The following is a 14,727-nucleotide window of genomic DNA, read 5'->3' as shown; positions in this document are numbered from 1 at the left end:
GAGGGATGGTCAACCGCCTTGCAGGAAAGGTGAATCCTGTGCCCGCGATACACGCGTGCCTCGCCGGGACGATAGGGTTACCCTGCCCGGGCCGGGTGGACTCGTACGGGTGGGGAGTGACATGGAGCAGATAGCAATGCGCAGCAGGGCCAGGGTCCCTGCGATCACCTGCGGGAGCAGCGCGACGAGTTCGCGTCTCGACCGCCATCTGTCGGTACTGGCGGGTCCCGCGATACCACAGGGTGAGACGCTCGAGGCGACCTCGCTGATGCGCGAGCTGACGGCGCGTGACACCGCTCAGCGGCACAGCGACAGGGGTACGCGGGTCAGCCGTGTCTCGCTCTTCGCGCCGCTGCGTCGGCTGCGTCGTTCGTTGTTCGGCAGCCACAAGCACTGAGCGCGACCTGCGCTCAGGCCACCACACCGTCCCGGCGCAACGCTGCGATCTCTTCGTCCGTCATCCCCACGGCACGCAGCAGCGCCCCGGTGTGCTGCCCGAGCGCGGGCACGTCCCCCATCCGCGCCTCGTCCCCGCCCGGCAGTGTGAGGGGAGGCAGCAGCGCCTTCAGCGGCCCGACCGGCGACCCCACCTGACGCCACCGCTCCCGGGCCGCCAGCTGTGGATGCTCCGCCAGTTCGTGCAGATCCCGTAGCCGCGCACAGGCGATGCCCGCCTTCTCCAGCCGGGCCAGCGCCTCCTCGGTGTCCAGCACGCCCAGCGCCCCGGCGACCAGCTCGTCGGTCCGCTCCCGGTGGGCCACCCGCGCCGCGTTGGTCGCGAAGGCCGGGTCCGTCCCCAGATCCGGCCTGGCCATCACCTGTTCGGCCAGCCGCCGCCACTCCCGGTCGTTCTGCACCGACAGCAGCACCCGCCCGCCGTCCGCCGTCGCATAGGCGTCGTAGGGGGCGATGACGGCGTGCGCGAGGCCGGTGCGCGCCGGGGGCTCACCCCCGTGCATCGCATGGTGCAGCGGATGTCCCATCCACTCGGCCAGCGCCTCCAGCATGGACACCTCCACCGGACCGCCCCGCCCGGTCGTCCCCCGCCGCACGAGTGCCGCCAGCACCCCCGAGAAGGCGTACATGGCCGCCGCGATGTCCGCCGCCGGGATGCCCGCCTTGACGGGCTGCTCCGGGGTTCCCGTCACCGACACGAGCCCCGCCTCGCACTGCACGAGCATGTCGTACGCCCGCTTGTCCGCGTACGGGCCCGAGGAGCCGTACCCCGAGATGTCCACGGCGATCAGCCGGGGATGCGCCGCGCTCAGGGTGGCCGCGTCCAGGCCGAGCCGGGCCGCGGCGCCCTGGGCGAGGTTCTGCACGAACACGTCCGCGTCGGCGACCAGCCGCCGTACGACCGCCAGGCCGCGCGGGTCCTTCAGATCGAGGGCGAGGGACTCCTTGCCGCGGTTGCACCACACGAAGTGCGAGGCGAGACCGCCCGCCGCGGTGTCGTAGCCACGCGCGAAGTCGCCGCCGTCGACCCGCTCCACCTTGATGACCCGGGCGCCCAGGTCGGCGAGCTGCCGGGTCGCGAAGGGCGCGGACACGGCCTGTTCGACGGCGACGACGGTGATGCCCTCCAGGGGCAGGGGCTGCTGGTCCATGGGCTGATCCATGAGCGGATCATGGCCTGTGACCGGCAGGTTTGTCAGTACCCCGTCACCGCTCCCCGAAGGAGTGGCGGCGTACCGCGAGCGGCAGGAAGACCGCCGTCAGGACGAGGCACCAGGCGAGCGCCCCGGCGACCGGGTGCGCCACCGGCCAGGCGGCGCCGTGCGGCACGGGGGCGTTGCCGAACAGGTCCCGCAGGGCGGTCGTCACCGCGCTGATCGGGTTCCACTCGGCGAGGGCACGCAGCCACCCGGGCAGGTTGTCCGTCGGGATGTAGGCGTCGGACAGCAGCGGCAGCACGAAGGAGGAGGCGCCGAGCTGTCCGGCCGCGTCCTCGCTGCGGGTGAGCAGCCCGAGGAAGATACCGGCGCAGGTGCAGGCGAACCGGAAGAACAGCAGCAGCCCCACGGCCCCGGCGGCCTCGATCGCGGACCCCTGGATCCGCCAGCCCACCGCGAGCCCGACCAGCAGCAGCGGCACGGTGCCGACGGCCGTGACGACGAGGTCCGCCACCGCCTGCCCGAGCGGTACGGCGGCCCGGCTCACCGGCATCGTGCGGAACCGGTCCGTCACGCCCCGGTGCGTGTCAGCGGCGGCCTGGAACATGCCGGTCATGAGCCCGCCGGCCGCGGTCGCCACCAGCAGCCCCGGTACCAGGAAGGACCGGTACTCGCGGCCGGGCATCGCCAGCGCGCTGCCGAACACGTAGCCGAAGAACAGCAACATGTTGACCGGCATCATCTGGGTCAGGATCGCCAGGCCCGGGTTGTTGCGGACGCGGCGCAGCTGCCGGCCGGCCATCGTCAGTCCGTCGTACGCCAAGGCGCTCATGCGACCAGCTCCTCGCTGTCGGCGATCTGTCCGGTGAGCCGCAGGAAGACGTCGTCGAGGGTGGGCGGACGCAGGCTCGCGTCGAGCAGCGGCACCCCCGCCGTGTCGAGTTCGCGCACCAGACGGGGCAGGGTCAGGGTCGGGTCGGTGGTGAGCGCGCCGACGGCGTGCCGCTCGTGGTCGAACACCGGCTCGCAGCCGGTCAGCCGGTCGAGCACGGCCGCCGCTCGGGGCAGGGCCTCGCCGTCCGCGACCACGGCCTCGGCGTACGATCCGATGAGCGCCTTGAGTTCGGCCGGCGAGCCGCTGTGCGCGACCCGGCCCCGGTCCATCAGGGCGATCTCGTCTGCCAGTTGGTCGGCTTCCTCCAGGTACTGCGTGGTCAGCAGTACCGTCGTCCCGTCCGCCTTCAGGTCGCGCACAGCCTGCCAGACGCGGCTGCGGCCGGCCGGGTCGAGGCCAGTGGTCGGCTCGTCGAGGAAGAGCACGTCGGGCCGGCGGACGAGGCTCGCGGCGAGGTCCAGCCCGCGCCGCATGCCGCCCGAGTAGACCGACGCCCTGCGGTCGGCGACCTCGGCCAGCCCGAAGCGCTCCAGCAGCTCGTCGGCCCGGGCGGCCGGTCCGCGCACCCGGTGCAGCCGGGCGAACAGCCGCAGGTTCTCACGGCCGGTGAGGTCCCCGTCGACGGAGGCGTACTGCCCGGTGACCCCGATCCGCCGGCGCACGGCGGCGGCTTCCCGGACGAGGTCGTGCCCGGCGATCCGCGCCGAGCCCCCGTCGGGCCGCAGCAGCGTGGTCAGCAGCCGTACGGCGGTCGTCTTCCCGGTGCCGTTCGGTCCGAGCAGACCGCAGACGGTCCCCTCCGCCACGGCGAGATCCAGGCCGCGCAGGGCGTGCACAGGGCCGAAGTGCTTCTGCAGCCCCTCACTAAGTACAGCGTACGTAGTTGTCATGGAGCGACCGTACCGCATTACGTACGCCGTACGTAACTACGATGGTGGCCGAGGTGATGACCGATGGCAGTCCGAGGGGCCGTACCCGAGGTGATCTGGGCGCGTCCCGAGCGCACCGGGCGGGGGCCGAGGCCGGCGTACACCCGCGACGACATCGCGGCGGCGGCCGTCCGCATCGCCGACGCGCGCGGGCTCGACGCGGTGTCCATGCGGCACGTCGCGGCCGAGCTGGGCTGCGGCACCATGTCGCTGTACAACTACGTCCCCCGCAAGGAGGACCTCCACGAGCTGATGGTGGACGCGGTCAGTGCGCAGCACGAGTCGTGGGAGCCGACCGGCGACTGGCGGGCCGACATGCTCCGGGTGGCCCGCCAGACCCGCGAGCTGATGCACCGGCACCCGTGGTTGCCGCGCCTGATGTCGCCCGTCTACGGCTTCAGCCCGCACGCCCTGCGCTACCTGGAGCACTGCCTGGCCTGCCTGGACCCGCTGGCGGCGAGCTACGGCACCAAGCTCGAGCTGATCGCGATGCTGAACGGCGTCGTGACGACGTACGTCCGCAACGAGCTCGACACCGCCGAGCGGGTACGGGCGCTGCCGTGGACGGAGGACGAGGAGAACGCGGTGCGCGGTGCCTACCTGGGCCGCCAGGTCGCTTCCGGGGCGTATCCGAGGATGGCGGCGGCGTTCACCGAGGACGCGGGGCCGATCGATCTGGAGGCCGTGTTCCAGCGGGCCCTGGAACGCCTCCTCGACGCCTTCGACCCCGAGCGTGGCAGCCGGTGAACCGGGAGCGCGCCGAACGGCAACTCGCCCTCGTCGCCGAAGCCTTGACGGCAGTCCGCGAGCACGGCATCCCGTTGTGGCTGCGCGGTGGCTGGGCCATGGACTTCTTCCTCGGCGAGGTCACCCGCGACCACGGGGACATCGACTGGTTCGCCCGGGCGGGGGACGCGGTGCGCCTCACCGGCGTGCTCACCCGGCTCGGCCACGCGCCGGTGCCCGGGCCGCCGGCCGACCTTCAGCTCGACTTCGTGAAGGACGGGCTGGACAGCAGCTTCACCCTGGTGGACCGGGACGCGGCCGGCCGGGTCGTCGTCGCCGGCGGCCCCTGGGCCGGCACCCCCTGGCCGGACGGCCTGCTCGGCGCCGAACCGGGACGCATCGGAGCCCTGGAGGCGCCGATCGTCAGCCCTGCCGCCCAGATCGAGATCAAGCGCATGATGCCCGTCTGGGACCCCTCGCGGCCCCGCCGGGCGAAGGACGCCGGGGACATCGCCCGGCTCGAGGCCGCCCTGCGCCGCCGCTAGAGCAGGGCGAACTGGCCCTCCGGGCCCTCTTCCAGGTGGTCCAGGACCGAGGCGGGGCGGCGGGAGGAGGGCGGGGCCGGGAGGACGCCCGCCCGGCGGAGGTCGGTCGCCGTGAGCGGTGACGTCACTTTCAGCCCGGCCCGGCGGGCCCGCACCTCCGCCAGCAGGGCGAGCACCGTGATCAGCTCCAGCAGCTCCGACGTCCAGCCCTGCGGCCAGGTCGCCGGACGGACCGCGGACAGCGTGCCCGGCTCGCCCGGGGTGGTACGGGCCGCGAACCAGGCCTCCAGGACCCGGACACCGGCCAGCTCGTACTCCCAGGCCTCGGGCGGGACGGGGGAGATGCGGCCCTCGTCGAGGTGCAGGGTCTCCTCGTCGCGGTCGTAGCGGAGGGACACGGGCCGGCTCGGCAGGGGCGCGCGGACGTAGGGACGGCGGCCTCCCGGCAGCTTGGGGCGCTCCCCGTCGCGGCGCATCAGCCACAGCATGCGACGGCCCACCCGCACGCCGGCCGACCAGAGGTCGGGATCGCCGGTGAGCGGGACCGTGAGGTCGGGGCGGATCGCCGCCAGTGTCCAGGCCAGCACGTCCACGGCCGTCGGACGCTCGCCGAGGCGCGTCGAGAGGTGCTCCAGCAGACCGGGGGCCAGATTCGGCTCCGTGCCGTGGGGGCGGCGGTAGAGGGGGCGGATGCGGCCGGCGCGCAGGGTGGGCAGGAGCGACGTCACGAGCAGCGGGTCCTCCGCGCCGGTCTCCACCGTGAAGACCTGCTGTTCGTCCGCCACCCGCCACAGCTCCGGGCGGGCCGCGTCGAGCAGCCGGTGGTCCGGGATCAGCCACTGCTCGTCGAAGGGCGCCGCCAGCACACGCACCGGCTCCGCGCACGGCCCCGCGGCGCGCGCGAGCCGCTCGGTACCGCTGGACCGGCCGGGCAGCTGGCCGACCGCCGAGTCGAGGCCACGGGCACGGGTCGGCTCGAACAGCGCCTGGCGCTCAGGCCCTTCGGCCTTCAGCAGGGCGTCCCAGCGGGCCTTCAGACAGGCCGGGTCGGGCGCCGTCGGCCAGGCGCGGCCCGGCCGCAGCGGTGCGACGGACCACGGCATGAGGTCCGCCAGCAGCGGAGCGTCGTCGTGCGTCACGCTGGGCATGGTACGGCGTGCTCAGCAGGGCTGGGGAGGCAGCCGCGGTCGGACAGGACCCCGAAGGGGCGCGAGGAACTGCGCGACCGGCCACGATCCGCGCCGCGGACGACCGACGGCGCCTCGCGGCACTTCCACCCTGTGTCCCCCGGCGGAACGCCTACGCGTCGACGGTGACGGTGAACGAGAACCGGTCCCCCCGGTAATGGATGACCGCCACGTCCAGCACCCGGCCCGCGACGTCGTACGTCACGCCCGTGTAGTGCAGGATCGGGCTGAGCAGCGGGACCTGGAGCAGCCGGGCGGTCTCCGGGTCGGCGAGCCGGGCCTCCACGGTGTCCGTGATCCGGCTGATGTCCGCCTGGACGACGTCCCGCAGCACCTTGGTCATCGGCCAGCGGACCAGGTCCTCCAGGTCGACGCGGGCGGCGAGTTCGGGACGGACGTGGTTGACGGCGTGGTTGGTCGGCTCGCCGGTCTTCTCGTCGCTGCGCAGGCGGTGGTACACCGCCACCTCCGTCAGGTCCGGGAAGTACTCGGCGAGCGCGGCCGGCACCGGCACGTGGCCGTGGTCCAGCAGTTCCGTCGTCATCCCGGACTGCTGGGCCACGATCGCGTCCACCGAGCCGAGCAGGCGGACCGGGGCGCCCCGCCGGACGTCCGGCTCGATGAACGTGCCGCGCCGCCGGTGCCTGCTGATCAGCCCCTCGCCCTCCAGCTCCTTCAGCGCCTGCCGCATGGTCAGCACGCTCACCCCGTAGTGCTCCGCCAACTGCTCCTCGGTGGGCAGGCGCAGCGGGTCCTGCGGCGAGCGGCCGAGTATCGAGGCGCGCAGCGACTGCGACACCTGGTACCACAGCGGCAGCTTGCGGTTCAGGACGATCGAATCCGGAGCGAAGGAGGTCACACGGTTATCCGTACCTGTCGGAGAACGTTCGGCGCAACGGACGTCACGCCCGGAAGTGCCGCTCCAGGCCGCGCCACACGTCGTCGTAGCGCCGCTGGAGATGACCGGCCTGTGCCGCGTGCGGGGCGAGGGTCACCGGCCAGCGGGTCTCGAACATGAACGCCAGCCCGTCGTCGATCTTCTGCGGCCCCAGCTCGGCCGCGCTCGCCCTGTCGAAGGTCTCACGGTCCGGGCCGTGCGCCGACATCATGTTGTGCAGCGAGCCGCCGCCCGGCACGAAGCCCTCGGCCTTCGCGTCGTAGGCGCCCTCGATCAGACCCATGTACTCGCTCATCACGTTCCGGTGGAAGTACGGCGGCCGGAAGGTGTTCTCGCCCACCAGCCAGCGCGGGGCGAAGACGACGAAGTCGACGCCCGCCAGGCCCGGGGTGTCCGAAGGGGAGGTCAGCACCGTGAAGATGGACGGGTCCGGGTGGTCGTAGGAGATGGTGCCGATCACATTGAAACGGCGCAGGTCATAGACGTACGGCACATGGTTGCCGTGCCAGGCGACCACATCGAGGGGGGAGTGGTCGTAGGTGGCCGTCCAGAGGTTGCCGCAGAACTTGTTCACCACCTCCACCGGACCGTCCAGCTCCTCGTACGCGGCGACCGGCGCCCGGAAGTCCCGGGCGTTGGCGAGTCCGTTGGCGCCGATGGGTCCGAGGTCGGGGAGCTGGAACGGCGCCCCGTAGTTCTCGCACACATACCCCCGGGCGGACTCGTCCAGCAGCTCCACACGGAAGCGCACCCCACGGGGGATCAGCGCCACATGGGCGGGCTCCACATGGAGCCGGCCGAACTCGGTGTGCAGCAGCAGCCCGCCGCGCTCCGGCACGATCAGCAGCTCGCCGTCGGCGTCGGAGAAGACCCGCTCCATCGAGGCGTCGGCGTGGTACAGGTGCACGGCCATCCCGGTGCGCTGGGTCGCGTCGCCGTTGCCGCCGAGCGTCCACAGGCCGGCCAGGAAGTCGGTGCCCTCCGGGGGCTCGGGCAGCGGGTTCCAGCGCAGCCGGTTGGGGTCGGGCACCGCCTCGGTGAAGGGGGCCGTGCGGATCGCGCCGTTGTCGGTGCGGGTGAACGCCGGGTGCGCGGCCGACGGGCGGATGCGGTACAGCCACGAGCGGCGGTTGTGCGCCCGCGGCTCGGTGAACGCCGTACCGCTCAGCTGCTCCGCGTACAGCCCGAGCGGCGCCCGCTGCGGTGAGTTGCGCCCCTCGGGCAGGGCGCCGGGCACCGCCTCCGAGGCGTGTTCATTGCCGAACCCCGTGAGATACGACAGTCCCGCGGCGGTCTTCCGCGCGTCCCCGCTCATGATCGCTCCCTTGCGTCCCTGATTCCTATGCATCACCGTAGGAATGAGTGCGGCCGGGCGCAAGAGGTCCCGCTCTCCTCCGTCCGGGGGACGAGCAGAACCAGACTTCAGGGGGATTCGTGGTGACGGATCACCGTTCTACTCTCCGGGGCATGTCGTGGACGCGCAGATCGCTCGCCGCGCTAGCGGTGGGCGTCCTGCTGCCGCTCGCCGCCGCGGGCTGTACCGAGAACCGGGCCCCGGACGGCGCGGCCTCGCCGTCCCCGGTGGGCAAGGTCCTGGACGGCACCGACGAGACCGGCCGGCATCTGCGCGAGGTCGCGCAGAAGAACGCGCCCGAGGTGGGCGTCGAGGTCACCCCGGACTCCCGCGGCGGCTGGGACGTCCGGCTGACCTTCCGCCGCTTCCGCTGCTCCGCGCCCGGCGCGAGGCCCACGGCGGTCACCGGGCGGGGGCTCGTCCACCTCTTCGTCGACGGCCACCGGGTGGCCCTGCTGCGCACCCACGGGTACCACCTGGCCGCCCGCCTGGTGCCGCGCGGCACCCACCACGTCACGGCGCGCCTGTACGCCGACGACGGCACGGTGTGGGCCGTACAGGGCCGGCCCGTCCAGCGCACCGCCGACATCACGGTGTCGGGCCCGGAGCCGGCGGAGCCGTCGGTGAGCACCGCGGCCCGGGGGGCCGGCGCATGAGTGCACCGGCCACCCTCTCCCGTACTGAGGGGTGAGCTTCACCCGACCCCGGCGGAAAGGCATCATGAAGCCCGTGCCCGACGCGACATCCCTCCGCCGTGCGCCCGTCCAGCGGCGCAGTGCCGAACGGCTGACCAGAATCCTCGACGCGTGCGCCGAACTCCTCGACGAGGTCGGCTACGACGCCCTGAGCACGCGGGCGGTCGCCCAGCGCGCCGGCGTGCCCATCGGCTCGGTCTACCGCTTCTTCGGCAACAAGCGGCAGATGGCCGACGCCCTCGCCCAGCGCAACCTGGAGCGGTACGTCGAGCAGGTCACCGAGCGGCTGAAGGCGGCGCGCGCGGGGGACTGGCGGGCCGCGATGGACGCCGTCCTGGACGAGTACCTGGCCATGAAGCGCACCGCGCCCGGCTTCTCCCTGGTCGACTTCGGCAACCAGATACCGGTCGGCGCCCGCCAGTGCGAGCCCAACACCCGCGTCGCCGACCGGCTCACCGCGCTGCTCTCCGGCTACCTCGGCCGCCGCCCCGACGACGATCTGCGCCGGGTCTTCCTGGTCGCCGTGGAGAGCGCCGACACCCTCGTCCAGCTGGCCTTCCGGACGGACCCGCAGGGGGACGAGGCGATCATCAGCGAGACGCGGGAGCTGCTGCGGGCGTACCTGGGGCGCGTACTCGACTGAAACGTCGTCCGGCCCCCGGCCGTCGGCCCGCCTCCTCATGGATCGTGCCGCCGATGGACTCCCCTCCATGCATACCGGTCGGTATGCTCACCTCGAGCCGGACCGCGCTCGCTCCGCGCCGCCGCCGACCCCCGGGAGGACCCGTGTCCCGCACCGCCCTGCGCATCTGCCCCCTGTGCGAGGCCACCTGTGGGCTGACCCTCACCGTCGAGGGCAGCCGTGTCACCGGAGCCCGTGGCGACCGTGAGGACGTCTTCAGCAAGGGCTTCATCTGTCCCAAGGGCGCCTCCTTCGGGGCCGTCGACTCCGACCCCGACCGGCTGCGCACCCCGCTCGTCCGCAAGGACGGCGCGTTGCGCGAGGCCACCTGGGAGGAGGCCTTCGACGCGGTCGCCGCCGGTCTGCGCCCGGTCGTGGAGCGGTACGGGCCGGACTCCGTCGGGGTCGTCCTGGGCAACCCCAACGTGCACACCGTGGCCGGCGCCCTCTACCCGCCCGTCCTGCTCGGCGCCCTGCGCACCCGCAGCCTGTTCACCGCCTCCACGGTCGACCAGATGCCCAAGCACGTCTCCAGCGGGCTGCTGTTCGGCGACGCCCACGCCATCCCGGTGCCGGACCTGGACCACACCGACCATCTGCTCCTCATCGGCGCCAACCCCCTGGAGTCCAACGGCAGTCTGTGCACGGCCCCCGACTTCCCCGGTCGGCTCAAGGCCCTCAAGGCCCGCGGCGGCCGGCTCACCGTGGTCGACCCGCGCCGCACCCGCACCGCGCGGCTGGCCGACCGGCACCTGGCGATCCGCCCCGGCGCCGACGCCCTGCTGCTCGCGGCGATGGCGACCGTGCTCTTCGAGGAAGGTCTGGTGGACCTGAAGGACCTCGCCCCGCATGTGCAGGGGATCGAAGAACTGCGGGACGCCCTGGCGGACTTCACCCCGGAGGCCGTGGCCGGGGCCTGTGACCTCGACGCGGAGCTGATCCGCACCCTCGCCCGCGAGCTGGCCGCGGCCCCCACCGCCGCCGTGTACGCCCGCATCGGCAGCTGCACCGTCCCGCACGGCACCCTGGCGAGCTGGCTGGTCGACGTCCTCAACGTCCTCACCGGCAACCTGGACCGGCCCGGCGGCGCCCTCTTCCCGCAGGCGGCCACCGACAAGGCGCCCCGCCCGGCCGGCCCCGGTCGCGGGTTCACGCTCGGCCGCTGGCGCTCCCGGGTGCGGCAACTCCCCGAAGTCAAGGGTGAGTTGCCGCTGTCCGCGCTCGCCGAGGAGATCGACACCGCCACCGAGGAGGGCGAACCGGTCCGCGCGCTGATCGTCGTCGCCGCCAACCCGGTGCTCTCCGCGCCCGACGGCGACCGCCTCGACAAGGCCCTGGACTCCCTGGACTTCATGGTCAGCGTCGACCCCTACCTCAACGAGACCGCCCGCCACGCGGACGTCGTCCTTCCCCCGCCCCCGCCGTCGCAGAGCCCGCACCACGACTTCGCCTTCAACACCCTCGCCATACGCAACCAGGTCCGCTACACCCGTCCCGCGGTCCCGCTGGAGCCCGGCCGGATGGCCGAGTCCGAGATCCTCGCCCGCCTGATCCTGGCCGCCACCGGCATGCACGGCGCCGACCCCGCCGTCGTGGACGCGATGGTCGTCGACCAGACCCTCGGCAAGGCCGTGACGCAGGAGCACTCCCCGGTGTTCGGCCGCGACCCGCAGGAGCTCGCCGGCCTGCTCACCGGCGACACCGGGCCCGAACGGCGGCTGGACATGATGCTGCGCCTCGGCCCGTACGGCGACGGCTTCGGCGTACGGCCCGACGGGCTGACCCTCGCCGAGCTGCTCGCTCACCCGCACGGCATCGACCTCGGCCCGCTGCGCCCCCGGCTGCCCCAGCCGCTGCGGACCCGCAGCGGCAAGGTCGAGCTGCTCCCCGGGCCGATCGCCGCCGACCTGCCCCGGCTCCGCCGGTCCCTGGAGGAGCGGCCCGAGGGGTTGGTCCTGGTCGGCCGCCGCCACCTCCGCTCCAACAACAGCTGGATGCACAACGTGCCCGCCCTCACCGGCGGCAGCAACCGCTGCACCCTGCACATCCACCCGCAGGACGCGTCTCGCCTCGGCGTCCGCGACGGGGCGGACGTGCGGGTGAAGGGTGCCGGGGGAGAGGTGGTGGCCCCCGCGGAGGTCACCGACGCCGTCCGGCCGGGTGTGGTGAGCCTGCCGCACGGCTGGGGCCACGACCGCCCCGGCACCCGCCTCGGGCACGCCGTCACCGCCCCCGGAGTCAACGTCAACCAGCTCCTCGACGGCAGCCTGCTGGACCCGCTCTCGGGCAACGCGGTACTCAACGGCATCCCCGTCGACGTAGCCGCAAGCCTGTGACCTGGACTTTCGCTCTTATTGCTCGCACGTCAACATCTTGCTGACGCCGGACGACGGGACCTAACGTCAACGCACCGCCGACCCCCAGGTGGGATGTTCAAGGGCGAACGTTAGGTATCCATTCATGCTGACCATCCTCGGCTTCGCCATGATCGCGACCTTCCTGGTCCTGATCATGCTGAAGAAGATGTCGCCGATCGCGGCGCTCGTGCTGATTCCCGCGCTGTTCTGCGTGTTCGTGGGCAAGGGCGCCGAGCTCGGCGACTACGTCATCGACGGCGTCACCGGTCTCGCCCCCACCGCGGCGATGCTCATGTTCGCGATCGTCTACTTCGGGGTGATGATCGACGTCGGCCTCTTCGACCCGGTCGTGCGGGGCATCCTGAAGTTCTGCAGGGCCGACCCGCTGCGCATCGTCATCGGCACCGCTCTCCTCGCCGCGGTCGTCTCCCTCGACGGCGACGGCTCCACCACCTTCATGATCACCGTTTCGGCGATGTACCCGCTGTACAAGCGCCTGAAGATGTCCCTGGTCGTGATGACCGGCGTCGCCGCCATGGCCAACGGCGTGATGAACACGCTGCCGTGGGGCGGGCCGACCGCACGTGCCGCCACCGCGCTGAAGGTGGACGCGAGCGACATCTTCGTGCCGATGATCCCGGCCCTGGCCGTGGGCCTGGTGTCCGTCCTCGTCCTCGCCTGTGTCCTCGGCCGCCGCGAGCGGAAGCGGCTCGGTGTGCTCACGCTGGACGAGGTGCTGGTGGAGGAGAAGGAGACCGTCCTGGTCGGCGGCGGCTGCGGGAAGTCCTCGGCGCGCGCCGGCGGTTCGGGCTCCGGTGCCGGTGCGGACCTGCCCGAGGAGGACGACGAGGGCTTCCAGGGCCTCGACCCGCACCGCCCCACCCTGCGCCCGAAGCTGTACTGGTTCAACGCGCTGCTGACGGTCGCCCTGCTCACCGCCATGATCATGGAATGGCTGCCGATCCCGGTGCTGTTCCTGCTCGGCGCCGCCCTCGCCCTGACCGTCAACTTCCCGCACATGCCGGACCAGAAGGCCCGCATCGCCGCCCACGCGGAGAACGTCCTCAACGTCTCCGGCATGGTCTTCGCCGCCGCCGTCTTCACCGGCGTCCTGCAGGGCACCGGCATGGTCGACCACATGGCGACCTGGCTGGTGGACAACATCCCCGACGGCATGGGCCCGCACATGGCCCTCGTCACCGGCGTGCTGAGCATCCCGCTGACCTACTTCATGTCCAACGACGGCTTCTACTTCGGCATCCTGCCGGTGCTCGCCGAGGCGGGCCACGCGCACGGCGTCTCCTCGCTGGAGATCGCCCGCGCCTCGATCGTCGGCCAGCCCCTGCACATGTCCAGCCCCCTCGTGCCCGCCGTGTACGTCCTGGTCGGCATGGCCAAGGTGGAGTTCGGCGACCACACCCGCTTCGTGGTCAAGTGGGCCGCGCTGACGTCCCTGGTGGTCCTCGGGGCCGGAATCCTCTTCGGCACCGTCTGAACACCTCGAGGAGGTACACCTCATGGCGCCCGGTGGGAACCGCGGCTGGCTGCTCCGCCTCGTCATCGCCTTCGGCTGCGCACAGGGGGCGGTGTCGATGGCCCGGCCCGCCGTCTCCTACCGGGCCCTCGCGCTGGGCGCCGACGAGCGGGCGGTCGGTGTCGTCGCGGGCGTCTACGCCCTGCTCCCGCTCTTCGCCGCCGTCCCCCTCGGCCGCCGCACCGACCACGGCCGCTGCGCCCCCCTGCTCCCGGTGGGCGTGGTCCTGATCGCCGGCGGCTGCGCGCTCAGCGGACTGGTGAACTCCCTGTGGGCGACGGCCCTGTGGAGCGGGGTGATGGGACTCGGCCACCTCTGCTTCGTGATCGGCGCCCAGTCGCTGGTCGCCCGGCAGTCCGCGCCGCACGAACAGGACCGCAACTTCGGGCACTTCGCCATCGGCGCCTCCCTCGGGCAGCTGATCGGGCCCGTCGCCGCTGGCGCCCTGATCGGCGGGCCGGACATGGCCCGCAGCAGCGCGCTCGCCCTGGTCGTGGCGGCCGCGGCCGCGGCCGCCGCGTTCACCTCGCTGTGGCGCATCGAGGACCGTACGGCCGTCGACGCGCGTGCGCCGCAGGGCACCCGGGTGCCGGTCGGTGGCATCCTGCGCGCCCGGGGCGTGCCCGCGGGCATGCTCATCAGCCTGTCCGTGCTGTCCGCCACCGACATCCTCACCGCCTACCTCCCGGTGGTCGGTGAACACCGCGGCATCGCCCCGTCGGTGGTCGGCGTGCTGCTCGGGCTGCGGGCCGGTGCCACCATCGCCTGCCGGCTCGTCCTCACCCCGCTGCTCCGGCTGCTCGGCCGGCCGGCGCTGCTCACGGCGACCTGTCTCCTGGCCGCGGTGCTGTGCGCGGGGGTGGCGCTGCCGGTGCCGGTGTGGGCGCTCGGCGCGATGCTCACGGTCCTCGGGTTCTGCCTGGGGGTGGGGCAGCCGCTGTCGATGACGACGGTGGTCCAGGCCGCCCCCGAGGACGCCCGCTCCACGGCGCTCGCCCTGCGGCTGACCGGCAACCGGCTCGGCCAGGTCGCCGCCCCCGCCGCCGCGGGCCTGGTCGCGGGCGTGGCGGGTGTGGCGGCGCCGTTCGTGATGCTGGGGGCCCTGTTGCTGGTGTCGTCGGGGGTCGCCCTGCGGTCGCCGGGGCGACCCCTGGAGGGGGCCGGACGGGTGACGGAGGGGCGGCCGCAACGGCCGGGATTGCGCCGCACGAGCGATATCTGACGGCGCGCCGGGCGTCGCTGCCGGGGGCTGAGCGGCCCATGAAGGAGAGTCCAGGCGAAAGAGCGATTTGTATGAAAATCGTCTGAACTC

14 protein-coding genes are annotated in these 14,727 nt (G+C 73.0%); 8 read left to right on the top strand and 6 right to left on the bottom strand.

The window, feature by feature from the left end:
- The first annotated feature begins 121 nt into the window (after nucleotides 1–121).
- Nucleotides 122–397: a hypothetical protein gene (locus tag ACIHEJ_RS22375; RefSeq protein ID WP_400138223.1), complete on the top strand. Its 276-nt coding sequence runs from the start codon at nucleotides 122–124 to the stop codon at nucleotides 395–397.
- A 13-nt stretch (nucleotides 398–410) separates the two neighbouring features.
- Here ACIHEJ_RS22375 and ACIHEJ_RS22370 read toward each other — a convergent pair whose 3' ends face one another.
- The 3 genes from ACIHEJ_RS22370 to ACIHEJ_RS22360 are packed head-to-tail and all read right to left on the bottom strand — an operon-like array spanning nucleotide 411 to nucleotide 3,398.
- On the bottom strand, nucleotides 411–1,607 hold the full coding sequence (locus tag ACIHEJ_RS22370) for a CaiB/BaiF CoA transferase family protein (RefSeq protein WP_400138311.1): 1,197 nt from the start codon (nucleotides 1,605–1,607) through the stop codon (nucleotides 411–413).
- A gap of 55 nt (nucleotides 1,608–1,662) precedes the next feature.
- Nucleotides 1,663–2,445 carry an ABC transporter permease gene (locus tag ACIHEJ_RS22365; RefSeq protein ID WP_400138222.1) on the bottom strand — a complete coding sequence of 261 codons (783 nt, stop codon included), beginning with the start codon at nucleotides 2,443–2,445 and terminating at the stop codon, nucleotides 1,663–1,665.
- Complete coding sequence (locus tag ACIHEJ_RS22360; protein WP_400138221.1) at nucleotides 2,442–3,398, bottom strand: ATP-binding cassette domain-containing protein; 957 nt, start codon at nucleotides 3,396–3,398, stop codon at nucleotides 2,442–2,444. Before ACIHEJ_RS22360 ends, ACIHEJ_RS22365 begins: the two co-directional genes overlap by 4 nt.
- A 63-nt stretch (nucleotides 3,399–3,461) precedes the next feature.
- Between ACIHEJ_RS22360 and ACIHEJ_RS22355 the strand changes: the two genes are divergently transcribed.
- Nucleotides 3,462–4,184, top strand: a complete 723-nt coding sequence (locus ACIHEJ_RS22355; protein ID WP_400138220.1) for a TetR/AcrR family transcriptional regulator — start codon at nucleotides 3,462–3,464, stop codon at nucleotides 4,182–4,184.
- Nucleotides 4,181–4,708 (top strand): nucleotidyltransferase domain-containing protein, encoded by a 528-nt coding sequence (locus ACIHEJ_RS22350; protein ID WP_400138219.1) that lies wholly within the window; start codon nucleotides 4,181–4,183, stop codon nucleotides 4,706–4,708. Before ACIHEJ_RS22355 ends, ACIHEJ_RS22350 begins: the two co-directional genes overlap by 4 nt.
- On the opposite strand, the gene ACIHEJ_RS22345 is transcribed toward ACIHEJ_RS22350, so the two are convergent.
- From ACIHEJ_RS22345 to hmgA, 3 genes are all read right to left on the bottom strand, one after another.
- Nucleotides 4,705–5,856, bottom strand: coding sequence for a type ISP restriction/modification enzyme (locus tag ACIHEJ_RS22345; RefSeq protein WP_400138218.1), 1,152 nt, complete (start codon nucleotides 5,854–5,856; stop codon nucleotides 4,705–4,707). The two genes, ACIHEJ_RS22350 and ACIHEJ_RS22345, sit on opposite strands and share 4 nt — an antisense overlap.
- 151 nt (nucleotides 5,857–6,007) lie before the next feature.
- Nucleotides 6,008–6,754: a GntR family transcriptional regulator gene (locus ACIHEJ_RS22340; protein WP_400138217.1), complete on the bottom strand. Its 747-nt coding sequence runs from the start codon at nucleotides 6,752–6,754 to the stop codon at nucleotides 6,008–6,010.
- Between the two features lie 43 nt (nucleotides 6,755–6,797).
- A complete protein-coding gene (gene hmgA / locus ACIHEJ_RS22335; protein ID WP_400138216.1) occupies nucleotides 6,798–8,108 on the bottom strand; it encodes a homogentisate 1,2-dioxygenase in 1,311 nt (436 codons plus the stop codon).
- A 152-nt stretch (nucleotides 8,109–8,260) separates the two neighbouring features.
- Here hmgA and ACIHEJ_RS22330 point away from each other — a divergent pair, with 152 nt between their 5' ends.
- The 5 genes from ACIHEJ_RS22330 (at nucleotide 8,261) to ACIHEJ_RS22310 (ending at nucleotide 14,637) form a co-directional block, all read left to right on the top strand.
- The gene (locus ACIHEJ_RS22330) at nucleotides 8,261–8,803 is read left to right on the top strand and encodes a hypothetical protein (RefSeq protein WP_400138215.1); all 543 of its coding nucleotides are present in this window, start codon (nucleotides 8,261–8,263) and stop codon (nucleotides 8,801–8,803) included.
- A 64-nt stretch (nucleotides 8,804–8,867) separates the two neighbouring features.
- On the top strand, nucleotides 8,868–9,485 hold the full coding sequence (locus tag ACIHEJ_RS22325; RefSeq protein ID WP_400138214.1) for a TetR family transcriptional regulator: 618 nt from the start codon (nucleotides 8,868–8,870) through the stop codon (nucleotides 9,483–9,485).
- A 143-nt stretch (nucleotides 9,486–9,628) separates the two neighbouring features.
- Nucleotides 9,629–11,860, top strand: a complete 2,232-nt coding sequence (locus tag ACIHEJ_RS22320; RefSeq protein ID WP_400138213.1) for a molybdopterin oxidoreductase family protein — start codon at nucleotides 9,629–9,631, stop codon at nucleotides 11,858–11,860.
- A gap of 124 nt (nucleotides 11,861–11,984) precedes the next feature.
- A complete protein-coding gene (locus tag ACIHEJ_RS22315; RefSeq protein ID WP_400138212.1) occupies nucleotides 11,985–13,376 on the top strand; it encodes a CitMHS family transporter in 1,392 nt (463 codons plus the stop codon).
- Between the two features lie 22 nt (nucleotides 13,377–13,398).
- Nucleotides 13,399–14,637 (top strand): MFS transporter, encoded by a 1,239-nt coding sequence (locus ACIHEJ_RS22310; RefSeq protein WP_400138211.1) that lies wholly within the window; start codon nucleotides 13,399–13,401, stop codon nucleotides 14,635–14,637.
- Nucleotides 14,638–14,727: the final 90 nt, after the last annotated feature.

Origin of the sequence: Streptomyces sp. NPDC052301 (assembly GCF_044593395.1) — a bacterium.
GTDB lineage: Bacteria > Actinomycetota > Actinomycetes > Streptomycetales > Streptomycetaceae > Streptomyces.
The sequence above is the reverse complement of the archived record's forward strand: the minus strand, read 5'-3'. Positions and strand labels throughout refer to the sequence as shown.